The following is a 15,111-nucleotide window of genomic DNA, read 5'->3' on the forward strand; positions in this document are numbered from 1 at the left end:
TGACATTCCGCGCGGCGTGGCCGACGAGACGACTCCGGCGCGAACCGGCCCCGAACGGCGGTGCGGAACCGCCCGGTCGGCGGACAACAGGCTCCGGCGACGGCCCGGACCTCAGCGAGCCCACCATCCGATCCGCCCCACCATCCGATGCGCCCCACCGCCCGATCCGCCTCACCATCCGGTGCGCCCCACCGCCCGGTCCGCCCCACCATCCGGTCCGTGCCGCGCCTCGACCACCTCGACGTCTGACACCGGCCCGGAACGAGCGGCCCGAGCGGCACGAGCGGACCGAGCGGCACGAGCGGACCGAGCGGCACGAGCGGCACAAGCGGCACGAGTCCTACCCGCCCGGCACCCCACCCCAGCCCTCACCACGCCCGCCGGCCTGCTCCACCACCCCAGCCCTCACCACGCCCGCCGGCCTGCTCCACAGCCCCAGCCCTCACCACGCCCGCCGGGTTCCTCCACAGCCCCGCACCTCACCCGCCCCCACGCCCGAACACCGGCCCCAGCACCAGCTGGGCCGCCCCCACTGCCACGGCCCCGTCTCCGCCGGCGGCGACGCGCACCGGTACCGCGTCCTGGCCCGTTCGCCGGGACCGGGCCTCCAGCACCGCGTCGACCCCGCCCACGAAGGCCTCCGGCGCCGCCGCCACCGTACGGCCGCCGAGCAGGACGACGTCGATGTCGAGCAGCCCGACGAGATTCGCCGCGCCGGCTCCCAGCACCCGTGCCGCCTCGTCCAGATCGCCGCGCGCCACCGCGCCGAGACTCAGGGCCTCGACGCAGCCCCGGTCCCCGCAGGTGCAGTGCGGGCCGTCGAGCTGGATCACCTGGTGGCCGAACTCCCCGGCCCCGGTCCTGGCCCCGCGGTGCACGCTGCCGCCGATGACCAGCCCGGCCCCCAGGCCCGTACCGAGGTGCAGGTACACGAAGGAGCCGCCTTCGCCCCCGGCGGCCAGGCCCAGCGCCGCGGCGTTGGTGTCCTTGTCGACCACGACCGGCACCCCGAGCCGCCCGGCCAGCGCCTCCCGCAGCGGGAAGCCGTCCCACCCGGGGAATCCGGTCACCCGGTGCAGCACCCCCCGGGCGTGATCGAGCGGTCCGGGCAACGCGACGCCGACGCCGAGCAGGGATGGATCGAGCCCGGAGAGTCCGTGCCCGGAGGGCTTGTCGCCGTGGGCCGGCAACACCCCCGCCACCGCCTCCTCCACCGCTCCCAGCACGGCCTCCGCCCCCGCCCCCAGATCCAGTGCGGCCCGGCGCTCCCCCACCACGGTCCCCCGCAGATCCACGAGCACGACCCGAACCTCGTCCCGGTCCAGATGGACCCCGACCGCGTGCCCGGCCTCGGGCACCAGCCGCAGCACCGTGCGCGGCTTGCCCCCGGTGGACGCCCGGCGGCCGGCCTCCGCCACGAGCCCGTCCTCCCGCAGCCGGGCGGTGATCTTGCTGACGGCCTGCGGGGTGAGTCCGGTCCGCTCGGCGAGTTCGAGGCGGCTGATGCCCTCGTCCCCGGCCGTCCGCAGCAGGTCGAGCACCAGAGCGGCGTTGTGGCTGCGCAGGGCGAGCAGATTGACCCCGCCGCCCCCGGCCCCCGACCCGGCTCCGACTCCGACCCCGGCCGTGCCGGCCGCCCCCGCGCCTCCCGTCCCGCGCATGCCGCCCACTCCGCCCGTACGGTCGTCCGCCCTCTTCACACCCCCATTGTCCCCGGCGCTTGCACTTTGGCAACAGCGTTGCGAAAGTGGGGAGCATGACTGGCACACCCCTCGGCACAGCCTCCGGCTCGCCCCTCCGCGTCGGCCTCGTCGGCTACGGCCTGGCCGGCTCCGTCTTCCACGCCCCGCTGATCGCCGCCACGGAGGGCCTCGCCCTCGACACGGTGGTCACCTCGAACCCGGAACGGCAGCAGCAGGCCCGTGCCGAGTTCCCGGACGTCCGCCTCGCCGCCACACCCGACGAGTTGTTCGACCGGGCCGCCGAGCTGGACCTGGTCGTCATCGCCTCCCCGAACAAGACGCACGTGCCGCTCGCGAGGACCGCGCTGGAGGCCGGCCTGCCGGTCGTGGTCGACAAGCCCGTCGCGGGCACGGCGGCCGAGGCCCGCGAGCTCGCCGCCCTCGCCGAGGAGCGCGAGCTGCTCCTCTCCGTCTTCCAGAACCGCCGCTGGGACAACGACTTCCTCACCCTGCGCAAGCTGCTGAACGAGGGCGAGTTGGGCGACGTGTGGCGCTTCGAGTCCCGCTTCGAGCGGTGGCGTCCGAAGCCGAAGGGCGGCTGGCGCGAGTCCGGCGACCCCGCAGAGATCGGAGGTCTGCTCTACGACCTCGGCAGCCATGTCGTCGACCAGGCCCTGGTCCTGTTCGGTCCGGCGGCCTCCGTGTACGCGGAGACGGACATCCGCCGCCCGGGCGCCGAGACGGACGACGACACGTTCATCGCGATCACGCACACCAACGGCGTCCGCTCCCATCTCTACGTCTCCGCGACGACCGCCCAGCTCGGCCCCCGCTTCCGCGTCCTGGGCTCGACCGCCGGTTACGTCAAGTACGGCCTCGACCCCCAGGAGGCGGCGCTCCGGGACGGCCTGCGCCCCGGCCCCGGCTGGGGTGCGGAGTCCGAGTCGCTGTGGGGCCGCGTGGGCTCCGGCGAGTCCCCGCTGACCGGCGGCGGACGCGCCGAACCCACCCTCCCGGGCGACTACCCCGCCTACTATGCGGCCGTGGCGAAGGCCCTGCTGGAGGGCGGCCCCAACCCGGTGACCGCGCGGGAGGCGGCCGCCGCCCTGGACGTACTGGAGGCCGCCCGTCGTTCGGCCCTCGAGAAGGTGACGGTGACGCTGTGACCCAGAAGAGCAACCCCTCGCACAGCCAGGGGCTCACCCCGAAGTTCCACCCCGAGCTCACCCCGAGCCTGGAGGAGCTGGAGAAGCAGGAACGCCTGCTGGTGTTCCGGCAGTTCACGTACGACGACGCCTGGGCACTCGGCTCGCTCCTCGTCGAGCTGGCCCGGGAGCGGCAGGCCCCGGTCGCCATCGACATCCACCGCGCCGGCCAGCAGCTCTTCCACGCGGCGCTGCCCGGCTCCACCCCGGACAACGACGCCTGGATCGCCCGCAAGCGCCGGGTGGTCGAGCGCTACGGCTCCGCGTCCTACCTGGTCGGCGCCCGCTTCCGCGCCAAGGGCAGCACGTTCGAGGAGTCCTCGCGCCTCGACCCCGACACCTACGCGGCGCACGGGGGCTCCTTCCCGATCACCGTCGAGGGCGTCGGCGTGATCGGCGCGGTGACGGTGTCCGGGCTGCCGCAGCTCCAGGACCACCGGCTCGTGGTCGAGGCGCTGGAGCGCTTCCAGGACCTCCAGGTCCCGCACCCGGAATGACCGGGGACTCCCTCCGGTTGGCACCTGCGTACGCGTGATCAAGCGCGGCGCCCCAACCGGAGGGACCCACCGATGACCACCCCCCTGAAGGAGACCGTCGGCCGGTACGGCATCTGGAGCGTAGGTCTGCGCTCGGAGGACGCGGACCGGCGCGGGGAACGCGCCGAGGCCGCCGCCGAACTGGAGGAACTCGGCTACGGCGCCCTCTGGCTGGGCGGCAACAGCTCCGCCGCCAACGCCGCCCCGCTGATCGAGGCGACCTCGAAGCTCACGGTCGGCACCAGCATCCAGAGCATCTGGCAGCACGAACCGGACGCCGCCGCCAGGGCCTTCGCGGACCTGGAGTCGGCCCACCCGGGGCGGTTCCTGCTGGGCCTCGGGGTGAGCCACGCCAAGCGGGTGGAGCAGTACGCCCGCCCCTATTCGGCCCTGGTCGAGTACCTCGACGGTCTGGACGCCGCCGGAGTGCCGGCGGACCGGCGGCTCCTGGCCGCGCTCGGCCCGAAGTCGCTCCGGCTGGCCCGCGACCGGGCGGCGGGCTCGATCCCGTACCTGGTCACCCCGGAGCACACGGCGCACGCCCGCGAGCTCCTGGGCGAGGCCCCGCTGCTCGCCCCGGAGCTGGGCGTCGTCCCGGAGACGGATCCGGACCGGGCCCGCGCCCTGGCCCGGGAGTTCCTCGAGCTCTACCTCCCGCTGCCGAACTACACCAACAACTTCCTGCGGCACGGCTTCACCGAGGACGACCTGAAGGACGGCGGCAGCGACCGCCTGGTCGACGCCCTGTTCGCCTGGGGCGACGACACGGCGATCCGCGCGAAGATCGACGCGTTCTTCGAGGCGGGCGCGGACCATGTGGCCCTCCAGGTGGTGAACGACGAGCCGCGGGACGCCCTCCCCCGGAAGGCGTGGCGCGACGTGGCGACACTGCTGGACTGAGACTCGCCTCAGGGGCGCGGGGAACCGCGACGAGCCACGGACGGCCCGGGCCGCCGAAGCCGCGCGGTTCACCGGCCGGTGTGCGGGCCTTTCCTACTCGGCGACGACGAACCGCAGACGGCGCCGGGGCCGCGGCCCCGTGCCCCGCCGACGGGCCCGCAACTCCTGGACGAGCGCCACCAGTACGGTCAGCCCCCAGGCCAGGGAGAACCACGCCAGCTGGTCGTCCGTTCCGGCGGCCAGCCAGCTGACGCCCAGCCCGGCCAGCGTGATGCCGGAGGCCGCCACGAGAGCCGACTGCCGCCCGGAGCGCAGCGTCCGCAGAAGGCACAGGGCGGCGAGGACGAGGACCGGAACGGCGAGGACGGACATCGGCTCGTGTCCCGTGTAGTCCATGGAGACCATGGCCGACGCGGGCTCGTACTCTCCGTCGTACCCCTGCTCGAACAGCGTGTGCCCGGAGGGGTCCTCGTCCAGTTCGTAGTAGTCCTCGTAGTAGGTGCCGTAGTAGTAGAGGGAGCTGTCGAAGTCCGTGTCGCTCACGTAGACGTAGTCGCTCTCATCAGACGGCACCCCGGCGGGGACACCCGCGATGACCATGGCGCCGGCGCCCCACCACAGCAGAGCGGACGTGAGCGGGAGCCGGCGGAACGCGGCCAGTCCCAGGACCGCGACCACCGCCAGCGGCACGAGGAGGTCGCTCGACGGATCGATGTCCTGGTGGACGAGGACGACCACGGCCGAGACCAGGAGCCCCAGCAGGGCCACGGCACGATTCCCGGCCGGGAGCCGACGCCATCCGCGCCGGGACGACGCGGCCTCGGCGGCGGTCCGGTCGGGGCCGGTGCGGTCGGGGGCGGTCCGGTCGGGGGCGGTCCCGTCGGGGGCGGTGCGCTCGGGGGCAGTGGCCGTCGCCCCGGAGGATGCGGCGGGCGCTTGACCGTCCTCGTCGGGGACTGTCTCACCCGGGTCGACGACAGGACGCGGGGGCGGTGAGGTGGTGGCCTGTCTCGGCAACGACGCGGCCTGGGTGGGCTGTTCTGCCAGCACCGTCCGCCCCGGCCCGGCTTCCGACGGCGGCGGGACCGGCGGCGCGGGAGGCATCGCCGGCAGGGCCGGGACTCCGCTCCCCGCGCGGGCCAGGGCCTGCTGCATCTCCCCCATGCCGGCGAAGCGTTGCTCCCGGTCCTTCGACAGCGCCCGGAGTACGACCTCGTCGACCGCCGCCGGGATCAGCGGCCGCAGCGCGGAGGGGGCGACGGGCTCCTTGCTGATGTGCTGGTGCATCACGGCGAACGGGGAGTCGCCGCTGAACGGCGGCCGTCCCGTGAGCAGTTCGTACAGCAGGCAGCCGGTGGAGTACTGGTCGGAGCGACCGTCGACCGCTCCACCGGTCAGCTGCTCCGGTGACAGATAGGCCGGGGTCCCGACCGTCATACCGGTCGCGGTCAGGCGGGTGGTGGTCTCCGCCACCACCTTGGATATCCCGAAGTCCAGGACCTTGACCCCGTCTTCGGAGGTGAGCATGACGTTGGAGGGCTTGATGTCCCGGTGGACCAGGCCCTGACGGTGACTGTGGGCGAGAGCCTCCGCGATGCCCCGTGTGACGTCGATGGCACGCTCGACCGTGAACGGCCCCTCGGCCAGTGCGTCCGCCACCGTGCGGCCGTCGATGAACTCCATGATGAGGAAAGGGGTCGTCTCGCCGCCGTCCTGGACGTCCTCACCGACGTCGTGCAGGACGGCGATGTTGCGGTGGCTGAGCGAGGCGATGGTCCGGGCCTCCCTGCGGAACCGGACCCGGAACTCCTCGTGCCTGGTCAGCTCGGGCGGCAGGATCTTCACGGCGACGACCCGGCCGAGCTCCCGGTCCGTGGCGCGCCAGACCTGGCCCATGCCGCCACGTCCTGCTTCCTCGACCAGCTCGTAGCGCTCCGCAAGTACCCGCATGGTGCTCCCCGTTCGGCGTCAGGGTGCGAGGCCGGCGCAGGAGCCGCCGGTTCGGAGCGCGCCGTGCATCAGTCCACCCGGTCGCCAACCGTACTGGCTGATTTCCAGACATCGAGCGCTATGAGAGGCCGAACAGGAGCGCGCGCACCGCACGCGCTCCCATCGCGCTCAACTGCGCCGGGGGCGCCTTTCACCACTCAGGCGCCTTCCCGCCGCTCAGGCGTCCTTGAACTCCTGCCGCTGCCGCCCGAGCCCCTCGATCTCCAGCTCCACGACATCCCCGCTCCGCAGGAACGGCTTCGGCTCGGGCGCTCCCAGTGCTACGCCGGCCGGCGTACCCGTGTTGATCACATCGCCCGGGTACAGCGTCATGAACTGGCTGAGGTACCGCACGACCTCACCCACCGAGAAGATCTGCTCGGCCGTCGTCCCGTCCTGTTTCAGCTCCCCGTTGACCCAGAGCTTCAGGGACAGGTCCTGCGGGTCCCGGACCTCGTCCGCCGTCACGAGCCACGGGCCCAGCGGGTTGAACGTCTCGCAGTTCTTGCCCTTGTCCCAGGTCCCGCCCCGCTCGATCTGGAACTCCCGCTCGGACACGTCGTGCGCCACCGCGTACCCGGCGACATGCGCGAGCCCCTCCTCCACGGACCCCAGGTACCGCGCCGTACGCCCGATGACGACGGCCAGCTCCACCTCCCAGTCGGTCTTGAGAGCCCGCCGCGGCACGAGGACCGTGTCGTTGGGCCCGACCACGGTGTCCGGGGCCTTCATGAACACGACCGGCTCGGCGGGCGGCTCGGCGCCGGTCTCGCGCGCGTGGTCGTGGTAGTTCAGGCCGATGCAGACGATCTTGCCGATCCGTGCCAGCGGCGGCCCGATCCGCAGCCCGGCGGCGTCCAGGACGGGCAGATCACCGGCGTCGGCGGCGGCCCGGACCCGGCCGAGCGCCTCCTCGTCGGCGAGCAGCGCGCCGTCGATGTCCGCGACGACACCCGACAGGTCCCGCAGGGTCCCCTCGGCGTCGAGCAGCGCGGGCCGCTCCGCCCCCGCCGTACCGACTCGCAGCAGCTTCATGATCAGTCTCCCTCGATCGCGGGCGCCCGGCCGATGCGCGCGACCCGGGTGCGGCGGGGCAGCCATCGGAGGACTGGTCGATCCTCCAAGCTGGGAGTGCACTCCGCAATACCCCGTTCACGTACTGGACCCAGCCCCGCCCGGTCACCGGTACAGCACGGCCCGCTCGACGACACTCCACGTCGTACTAGTCACGACGTACAGCGCGGCGGCCAGCGGCACTACGGCCACGGTGACCAGCGTGAAGAACGACATGAAGGGCATCACCCTGGTCACCGCCCCCAGCCCGGGCAGCTGCTCCGCGTCACCGGCCCGGGCAGCCGGGTTCGCGGCCAGCGTGCGCTTGCTGAGCCGGTAGCTGAACGCGGCGACGCATCCGACGATCACGAACAGCCCGGCGTAGACGAGTCCCGCACCCCCGAGGACACCGCCCTGGAGCGCGTCCGTCCACCGCTCCCCGAGCGGGGCCGCGAACAACTGGTGGCCGAGCAGCCCGTTGGCCTCGCCGCCGATCGTGTCGCTGGAGAACAGGTGGTACAGCAGGAAGAACGCGGGAATCTGGAGCATCCCGGGCAGGCAGCCGGCCAGCGGCGACACCTTCTCCTCGGCGTGCAGCTCCAGCACGGCCTTCTGGAGCTTCTCGGGATCCCTGCCGTGCTTCTTCCGCAGCTCGGCGATCTTCGGCTGGAGCGCGGTGCGGGCCTTCTGGCCGCGCGCGGCGGCCCGGGACAGAGGGTGGACGAGGAGTCGTACGAGCGCGGTGAACAGGACGATCGCCGCGGCGGCGGCCGAGGCGCCGAACAGCGGCTGGAGCAGGTCGGCAAGGTGCTCGACCAGGTTGGCGAAGACGGACATGGGTGAGCCCTCCGGGGGTCTCGTCGTGCCGGAACAGGTCATGGCGGCATGACGACCCGCGCGGGGTCACCCAGGTGTGGATATGCCCCTACGCGACGGTCGCCCGGAGGGCGTGGCCGGGTGCCCGGGGCCGGGTGCGCCCCCGGGCGTCGGGATCGCGCTGCGGCAGGAAGGCGGTGCGCCGGTCCCGGTCGCGGATGGCCGTACGCACGCGGGTGCGCGGCACGGTGGGCGCGCAGCGGGAGGCGATGACGGCGCAGAGCGCGAGGGCGGACGAGGCGGCGGCGGTCGCGGCGAGCGCGACGGTGGCGGTGAGGCTGCCGGTGTCGAGCAGCGCCACCTCGACGAGGAGGAAGAGCAGCGCGAGGGCGGGACGCAGCGTGGCCCAGCTCCGGTTCACGGCTGCCCCTCCCCTTCGTACGTGCGTATGCCCTGCCGTCCGTTATACAGGACCACCCTCCCGCCCGGGCCCGCGACTTCGTACACGGGTTTGAGAAAGGTTCGTCAGAACTCTCGACAACCCACCCGTCACACCCGATGCTTCTCGTCACCAACCACGGGGCACTCCTGTGCGCCGGGCCGGGGACCGGCGTCCGCCCCCAACTCCCTTACGGAGGAGCCGTGATCCGACGCAGAAGTCTGCTGGCCGCAGCAGGCGGAACGTTCCTCGGCAGCGCCCTGGCGACGGGCACCGCGCACGCGGACGCCACCATCGCCGTCAACCCGTCGACGACGTACGGCACCTGGGAGGGCTGGGGCACCTCCCTCGCTTGGTGGGCCAACGTCTTCGGCGCCCGGGACGACTTCGCCGACCTGTTCTTCACGACCAAGTCCGTCACGTACAACGGCCGTTCCCTGCCCGGTCTGGGCCTCAGCATCGCCCGCTACAACCTCGGCGCGTGCAGCTCCGACAGCGTCGGCGGCGAGACGATGGTGACGTCGCCCAACATCCCCGCCTTCAAGCAGATCGAGGGCTTCTGGCAGGACTGGAACAACGAGGACCCCACGTCCTCGGCGTGGAAGTGGACGGCGGACGCCAACCAGCGGGCGATGCTGGTGAAGGCCACGCAGCGCGGCGCGATCACCGAGCTCTTCGCCAACTCCCCCATGTGGTGGATGTGTTCCAACCACAATCCCTCGGGCGCGGCGGGCGGCGGCAACAACCTCCAGACCTGGAACTACCGCCAGCACGCGAGCCACTTGGCGGCGACGGCCCTGTACGCGAAGAACAACTGGGGCGTGAACTTCGCGACGGTCGACCCCTTCAACGAGCCGGCCTCCACCTGGTGGACCGCGACCGGCACCCAGGAGGGCTGTCACATGGACCCGGCAGTCCAGGCGGCCGTACTCCCCCACATGCGCAGCGAGCTGGACAAGCGCGGTCTCACGGGCCTGCGCATCGCGGCCTCCGACGAGACGAACTACGACACGGCCCGCTCCACCTGGGGATCTTTCGGTCCGTCGACGAAGGCCCTGGTGTCACAGGTCAACGTGCACGGCTACCAGGGCTCGGGCGGCCGCCGCGACCTCCTCCACACGGACGTGGTCACCACTTCCCGCAAGAAGCTGTGGAACTCCGAGACGGGCGACGGCGACGGCACGGGCCTGACGATGGCCTCGAACCTCTGCCTCGACTTCCGCTGGCTGCACCCCACCGCCTGGTGCTACTGGCAGGTCATGGATCCGTCGACGGGCTGGGCGATGATCGCCTACGACGCGAACACCCTCCAGCCGACCACCGTCCAGACCAAGCATTATGTGATGGCCCAGTTCAGCCGCCACATCCGCCCCGGCATGACGATCCTGGACACGGGCGTGGACCACGCGGTGGCGGCGTACGACGCGACGGCCCGCCGCCTGGTGATCGTGGCGGTCAACACGTCCACGTCCGCCCAGACCCTCACGTTCGACCTGTCCCGCTTCGCGACGGTGACGGGCGGCTCGGGCGGCCTGGTCCCCCGCTGGAACACGGTCACGACGGGCGGCGCCGACCTCTACACGGCCCGCTCGGACATCCACTTGTCCGGCAAGTCCGTAGCTGTACCCTTCGCGGCGAAGTCGGTACAAACGCTCCAAATAGACGGTGTGACGCTCTAGATCAACGCCGGGGCGGCGGTCCGGCGCGAACCGCCGCCCCGGACGACGAGCCCGAGGGAAGCCCTGAAGTACCCGGATATCGGGTCTGGCCTGCACATCTCTCACGCTCGTCACCTCCCGGCAGTACGGTGTCCCCCATGCGCCCCGACACGCCTGCCGAAAACGTCGACCACACCGCCGAGGCGGCACGCCTGGAGCGGACCGCCGGCCTGTATCCCGAGGACGCCGAGGCCCTGCTGCTGCGGGCAGCGGCCCACTTGGAACTCTCCGGCGACCGCCCCACCGCCTCCACGCTCTACGACCGCCTGCTGTCCTCCCCGGACGGCCTGGAGAACCCCCACCTGGTACGGGCGCTCAAGGCCTCGAACCTCTGGGAGTACGGCCACGAGGCCGAGGCCCGCGCGATCATCGAGGGCGTCAGGGTGGCGGCCCCCAAGGACCCGGCCCCGTGGGTGATCGTCGCGGAGTCCCTGGAGTCCCACGACGAACTGGAAGCGGCCCACGACACCTTCACCGAGGCCGTACGCCGCCTCCTGACGGACGTCGAGGAGCCCCCCTACGCCACCCACCCCCTCCTCTTCGGCCGCCACCGGGTCCGCCGCATGCTCGGCAAGACCCACGACGAGTGGGACGCCCTCGCGGACTCGGTCCACTCCCTCCCGATCACCCTGGACGAACTCCACGACCCCAAGCGCGTCTGGTCCCTGGGCTCGGAGAACCCCGCGGAACTGGAGGCGGAGATCCTCCGCCTCCGAGCGGAACTGGGCGCGTACAGGGAGGCCCTCTCCCGCCCCTTCCCGGTGGCGATCCTGCACTGGCCGGCTCCGGAACTGACGGAACTCCTGGAGGCGTACCCGACCCTCGCATCGGAGTACCCGACCCACGAGGAACACCTCGCGACGATAGAGACGGCCCTCCGCGAACTCTCCGCCTCCGGCACCCCGAACCTGGGCATCGTCACCGGCACGGTCCCGTCCTACGAGGCCTTCGCGGCCTCGGAACTCTCCTCCCCGACCGACCCGGCACTCCTCCCCCAGTACGCGACGACGTTGGCGGCAAGGGGACGGGCGGTGGCGTGGCCCCCACAGCAGGGGGCGGCTTGCTGGTGCGGCTCGGGCGAGACGTACGCCCGCTGCCACGGCAACACGGCCTGAGACTCCACTGCCCTCGCCCAGGCGGACCACCGGCAGGTCACCGCTGAGCCGACCCGGCGTGCCCGGACCCGCTGACGCGCCCGTCACGCCGGGCACCCGCACAGCGCACAGCCCCGCCACCCACCCCGGCCCCCGCTCCCCCGGGCCGCCCGCTCGCTTCTCCCCCGTGCTGGAGCGGCCCGGGTCAAGGGTGGCCCGCAGGGCCATCGGCGCAGCCGACGCGGAACGCAGCGCAGCGGAGTGAAGCGCCCTTGAGGCGGGGCGCGGAGGCACGACACTGACCAAGAAGCGGGCGGCCTTTACAGCAACCAAGTGTCGCCAGGGTGCATACGCCGCCTGGTCAGGCTCCTACGGCCAGGTCCCACGAGACGGCTATGGGAGAACCGCCCCCGCCCTCACTCCTCCAGATCGACGCGATGCCGTGTTCCTCTAGGTATGCCTCTTGATAGAACAGCCTCATCGATCGGCACGATCAATCGGGGGAGCCTGCCTGTGTCTGAAAGCCGCACCGACGTCTCTGCCCCGGCCGATGGACTGTACGAGCAGCTGATCACCCTCCGCTTCGAGCAGCAGTTGAAGGAGCTGGCCAGCCTCGGATGGCACCCCATCAGCGAGTCGGTGGGGCCTGACTCTGTGCCGCACGTCCTAGCGCGACACATCGGGGGGACGGTTCGGCAGGTGTTGCAGAACCTTCCGGCAGAGGAGCGGGTCTACGCGGCGAACCACATCCTCGAGTCCCTCAGCACACTGCACGGCGCCAAGGAGTGGGTGGACTTGGTCGCCGACGGACCGCGCCAACTCCTCGCGATCACCCGGCAAGAGGCACCCGGCGTCTTCGCCGTTCGCCCGGGTATCCCGCTCTCCGATGCCGCTTTGATCACCAACTCGCCGGAAGATCCAAGCCTCGGTTTCGAGCTGCGTGCGGAACTCGCTACCGCCGACCGCGTGGACCTGCTGTGCGCCTTCGTGAAGTGGCATGGGCTACGGATCATTGAGCAGTCGCTCAAGGCAGCCCATGCACGAGGGGTACCGATACGGGTCATCACGACGACCTACATCGGCGCAACTGAGCGACGGGCGTTGGATCGACTCGTGCATGAGTTCAATGCGCAGGTCAAGGTCAACTACGAGACCCGCTCGACCCGGCTGCACGCCAAGGCGTGGCTGTTTCGCCGCAAGAGCGGATACGACACGGCGTACGTGGGCAGCTCCAACCTGTCCAAGGCAGCGCTGCTGGATGGCCTGGAGTGGAACGTCCGACTCTCCTCGGTCGCCACGCCTGACGTGATACGCAAGTTCGAGGCCACCTTCGACGCCTACTGGAGTGACCCGTCCTTCGAGACGTACGACCCGGAGGCCGATGGCGAACGCCTCCAGGAAGCCCTGGCTATCGCGGGCGGTACGTCATCAACGGCCGCGGCTCAGCGTGGGATCACCTTGTCCGGGCTGGAGGTACGCCCGTATCCCCACCAGCGCGACATGCTGGAGCGACTCGAAGTCGAGCGGGAGGTGCACGATAGGCACCAGAACTTGCTGGTGGCAGCTACGGGCACGGGCAAGACCGTTATGGCAGCCCTCGACTATAGAGGGCTACGCAAGAAGCACGGCCGTGACCTGCGGCTTCTCTTTGTCGCCCACCGCAAGGAAATCCTCGATCAGTCGATGAGGACATACCAAGACGTCTTGGTGGACGCGAACTTCGGCGAATCGCTACATAGTGGTGAAATCCCGGAGCGTTGGTCACATGTCTTCGCTAGCGTGCAGTCGCTGAGCACCAAGGGCCTGGACCGGCTCGCTCCGGATCACTTCGATGTGATCGTCATCGACGAGTTCCACCACGGAACCTCACCGACGTACCGAAAGATCCTCGATCATTTCCAGCCGTTGGAACTCCTGGGGCTCACCGCCACTCCTGAACGCATGGACGGCAAGAACATTCAGGACGAGTTCTTTGACGGCCGGATCGCAGCCGAAATGCGCCTGTGGGAGGCGCTCGAGAATGATCTACTCAGCCCCTTCCACTACTTCGGCATCAGCGACACGACAGACCTCAGCACGGTGGAGTGGAAGCGTGGGACGTATGACCCAACTGCGCTGAGCAACGTCTTGTCGAGCAACGTCAGACGTGCCCGGCTGGTCGTGAAGGCCGTTCGGGAAAAGCTGTCCGATCCCCACGCCATGCGAGCGTTGGGCTTCTGTGTGTCAGTAGCCCACGCTCACTTTATGGCTGAGGCCTTCCGGACAGCCGGCCTTCAGGCCATCGCCCTGTCCGGGGAGACACCGGCCGAGCAGCGTAAGCAGGCGCTGATTGACCTGGCATCGGGCAAGCTCCAAGTGATCTTCTCGGTCGACCTCTTCAACGAAGGCCTCGACATCCCTGACGTAGACACCCTGCTCCTTCTACGCCCCACGTCCAGCGCCACGGTGTTCTTGCAGCAGCTCGGCCGCGGGCTCCGCCGGTCTGAAGGCAAAGCAGTGCTCACCGTGCTGGACTTCATCGGGCAGCATCGCAAGGAATTCCGTTTCGAGAACCAGTTTCGAGCACTCACCAACCTGACACGCAAACGACTTCTGGACCACATCGAGCACGACTTCCCTCAGCTCCCCTCGGGCTGCCAGATCATCCTTGAAGAGAAGGCGAAGAAGGCGATCATCGCCAACATCAGGGATCAGATCGGCGTCAATGTCACTGCACTAGCACGCGAAGTTGCGGACTATGCAGAGCCAAGGCTCAGCCACTACCTAGACGAGAGCGGCCGTGAACTAAAGGAGCTCTACCGCGGAAGCGGCAACTCCTGGACCGGTCTGCTACGCCGTGCAGGACTACTCAAGGGTGAGGCGCCTGAAGGTGAAGCAGCGCTCCTCAAACGCGTCCCTGCATTTCGGCACGTGGACGATCCGCTGCGTGTAGCCGCATACACCCGGATGTTGGAAGATGACGCGCCTACGTACAGGGAGCTCGATGAGCAGGGACAGGCGTATGCCCGCATGCTCTTCTTCCAGCTATGGCCCCTCGGCGGAGTGACCCGCAAGGGCTTCGCCAGCTACGACTCCGGCTTCGCGACGCTGCGCAAACAGCAGGCTGTGCGCAGTGAAATCCGCCAGATGTTGGCGTACAACCTCGCTCACACGGAGCACGTCCCGATTCCCCTCCTCGGGATCGGAGACCACGCGGGGACCCCGCTGACCGTCCACGCCTCATACAGCCGCGAGGAGATACTGCCTGCCCTGGGTGCGTCTGCCATCGGCGGCTTCATGCCCGGCGACTTCCGCGAGGGCGTGAAGTGGTGCGAGTCCATGAAGACCGACGCCCTCCTGATCACCTTGGAGAAGGATGAGAAGGACTTCTCCCCTCAGACCCGCTACCGCGACTATGCCCTCAGCGAGATCCGCTTCCACTGGGAGTCCCAACACCAGATCTCGGAGACGTCCCCCACAGGCCTGCGGTATCAACGCCACGCCACTGATGGCAGCCACATCCTGCTCTTTGTACGTCGCTACAAAAGCACGGACATCGGCGGTGCCCAGCCATGGATGCTGCTTGGCCCTGCCGACTATGTGGAGCACACAGGCAGCAAGCCGATGGCCATCACATGGCAGTTGCGGCACTCGATTCCGGCTGATGTCTGGACGTACTCAGCAATCGCCGGCTGATGCC

Annotated in this window: 11 protein-coding genes; 6 read left to right on the top strand and 5 right to left on the bottom strand. The window is 70.3% G+C overall.

Features of this window, described 5'->3' with window-relative positions:
• Positions 1 to 479: 479 nt before the first annotated feature.
• A complete protein-coding gene (locus tag IGS69_RS12585) occupies positions 480 to 1,661 on the bottom strand; it encodes an ROK family transcriptional regulator (RefSeq protein ID WP_190904473.1) in 1,182 nt (393 codons plus the stop codon).
• Between the two features lie 95 nt (positions 1,662 to 1,756).
• Between IGS69_RS12585 and IGS69_RS12590 the strand changes: the two genes are divergently transcribed.
• The 3 genes from IGS69_RS12590 to IGS69_RS12600 all read left to right on the top strand — a co-directional run bounded on the left by IGS69_RS12590 (position 1,757) and on the right by IGS69_RS12600 (position 4,323).
• A complete protein-coding gene (locus tag IGS69_RS12590; RefSeq protein WP_190899220.1) occupies positions 1,757 to 2,848 on the top strand; it encodes a Gfo/Idh/MocA family protein in 1,092 nt (363 codons plus the stop codon).
• Entirely contained in the window at positions 2,845 to 3,384 is a 540-nt protein-coding gene (locus IGS69_RS12595; RefSeq protein ID WP_190899222.1) for a heme-degrading domain-containing protein, read from the top strand. Before IGS69_RS12590 ends, IGS69_RS12595 begins: the two co-directional genes overlap by 4 nt.
• A gap of 72 nt (positions 3,385 to 3,456) precedes the next feature.
• Entirely contained in the window at positions 3,457 to 4,323 is an 867-nt protein-coding gene (locus tag IGS69_RS12600; protein ID WP_190899224.1) for an LLM class F420-dependent oxidoreductase, read from the top strand.
• Positions 4,324 to 4,416: 93 nt separating this feature from the next.
• On the opposite strand, the gene IGS69_RS12605 is transcribed toward IGS69_RS12600, so the two are convergent.
• The 4 genes from IGS69_RS12605 to IGS69_RS12620 all read right to left on the bottom strand — a co-directional run bounded on the left by IGS69_RS12605 (position 4,417) and on the right by IGS69_RS12620 (position 8,602).
• A complete protein-coding gene (locus tag IGS69_RS12605; RefSeq protein ID WP_190899226.1) occupies positions 4,417 to 6,273 on the bottom strand; it encodes a serine/threonine-protein kinase in 1,857 nt (618 codons plus the stop codon).
• Positions 6,274 to 6,489: 216 nt separating this feature from the next.
• Positions 6,490 to 7,347 (bottom strand): fumarylacetoacetate hydrolase family protein, encoded by an 858-nt coding sequence (locus IGS69_RS12610; protein ID WP_190899228.1) that lies wholly within the window; start codon positions 7,345 to 7,347, stop codon positions 6,490 to 6,492.
• 144 nt (positions 7,348 to 7,491) lie between these two features.
• The gene (locus IGS69_RS12615) at positions 7,492 to 8,202 is read right to left on the bottom strand and encodes a YidC/Oxa1 family membrane protein insertase (RefSeq protein ID WP_190899230.1); all 711 of its coding nucleotides are present in this window, start codon (positions 8,200 to 8,202) and stop codon (positions 7,492 to 7,494) included.
• Positions 8,203 to 8,290: 88 nt separating this feature from the next.
• Complete coding sequence (locus tag IGS69_RS12620; RefSeq protein WP_031107255.1) at positions 8,291 to 8,602, bottom strand: DUF6412 domain-containing protein; 312 nt, start codon at positions 8,600 to 8,602, stop codon at positions 8,291 to 8,293.
• Positions 8,603 to 8,823: 221 nt separating this feature from the next.
• On the opposite strand from IGS69_RS12620, the gene IGS69_RS12625 reads away from it, so the two are divergent.
• From IGS69_RS12625 to IGS69_RS12635, 3 genes are all read left to right on the top strand, one after another.
• Positions 8,824 to 10,299: a glycoside hydrolase gene (locus tag IGS69_RS12625; protein WP_190899232.1), complete on the top strand. Its 1,476-nt coding sequence runs from the start codon at positions 8,824 to 8,826 to the stop codon at positions 10,297 to 10,299.
• A gap of 137 nt (positions 10,300 to 10,436) precedes the next feature.
• On the top strand, positions 10,437 to 11,453 hold the full coding sequence (locus IGS69_RS12630) for an SEC-C domain-containing protein (protein ID WP_190899234.1): 1,017 nt from the start codon (positions 10,437 to 10,439) through the stop codon (positions 11,451 to 11,453).
• A gap of 486 nt (positions 11,454 to 11,939) precedes the next feature.
• Positions 11,940 to 15,107 (top strand): DUF3427 domain-containing protein, encoded by a 3,168-nt coding sequence (locus IGS69_RS12635; RefSeq protein ID WP_385864319.1) that lies wholly within the window; start codon positions 11,940 to 11,942, stop codon positions 15,105 to 15,107.
• Positions 15,108 to 15,111: the final 4 nt, after the last annotated feature.

Source organism: Streptomyces tuirus (genome assembly GCF_014701095.1).
GTDB lineage: Bacteria > Actinomycetota > Actinomycetes > Streptomycetales > Streptomycetaceae > Streptomyces > Streptomyces tuirus.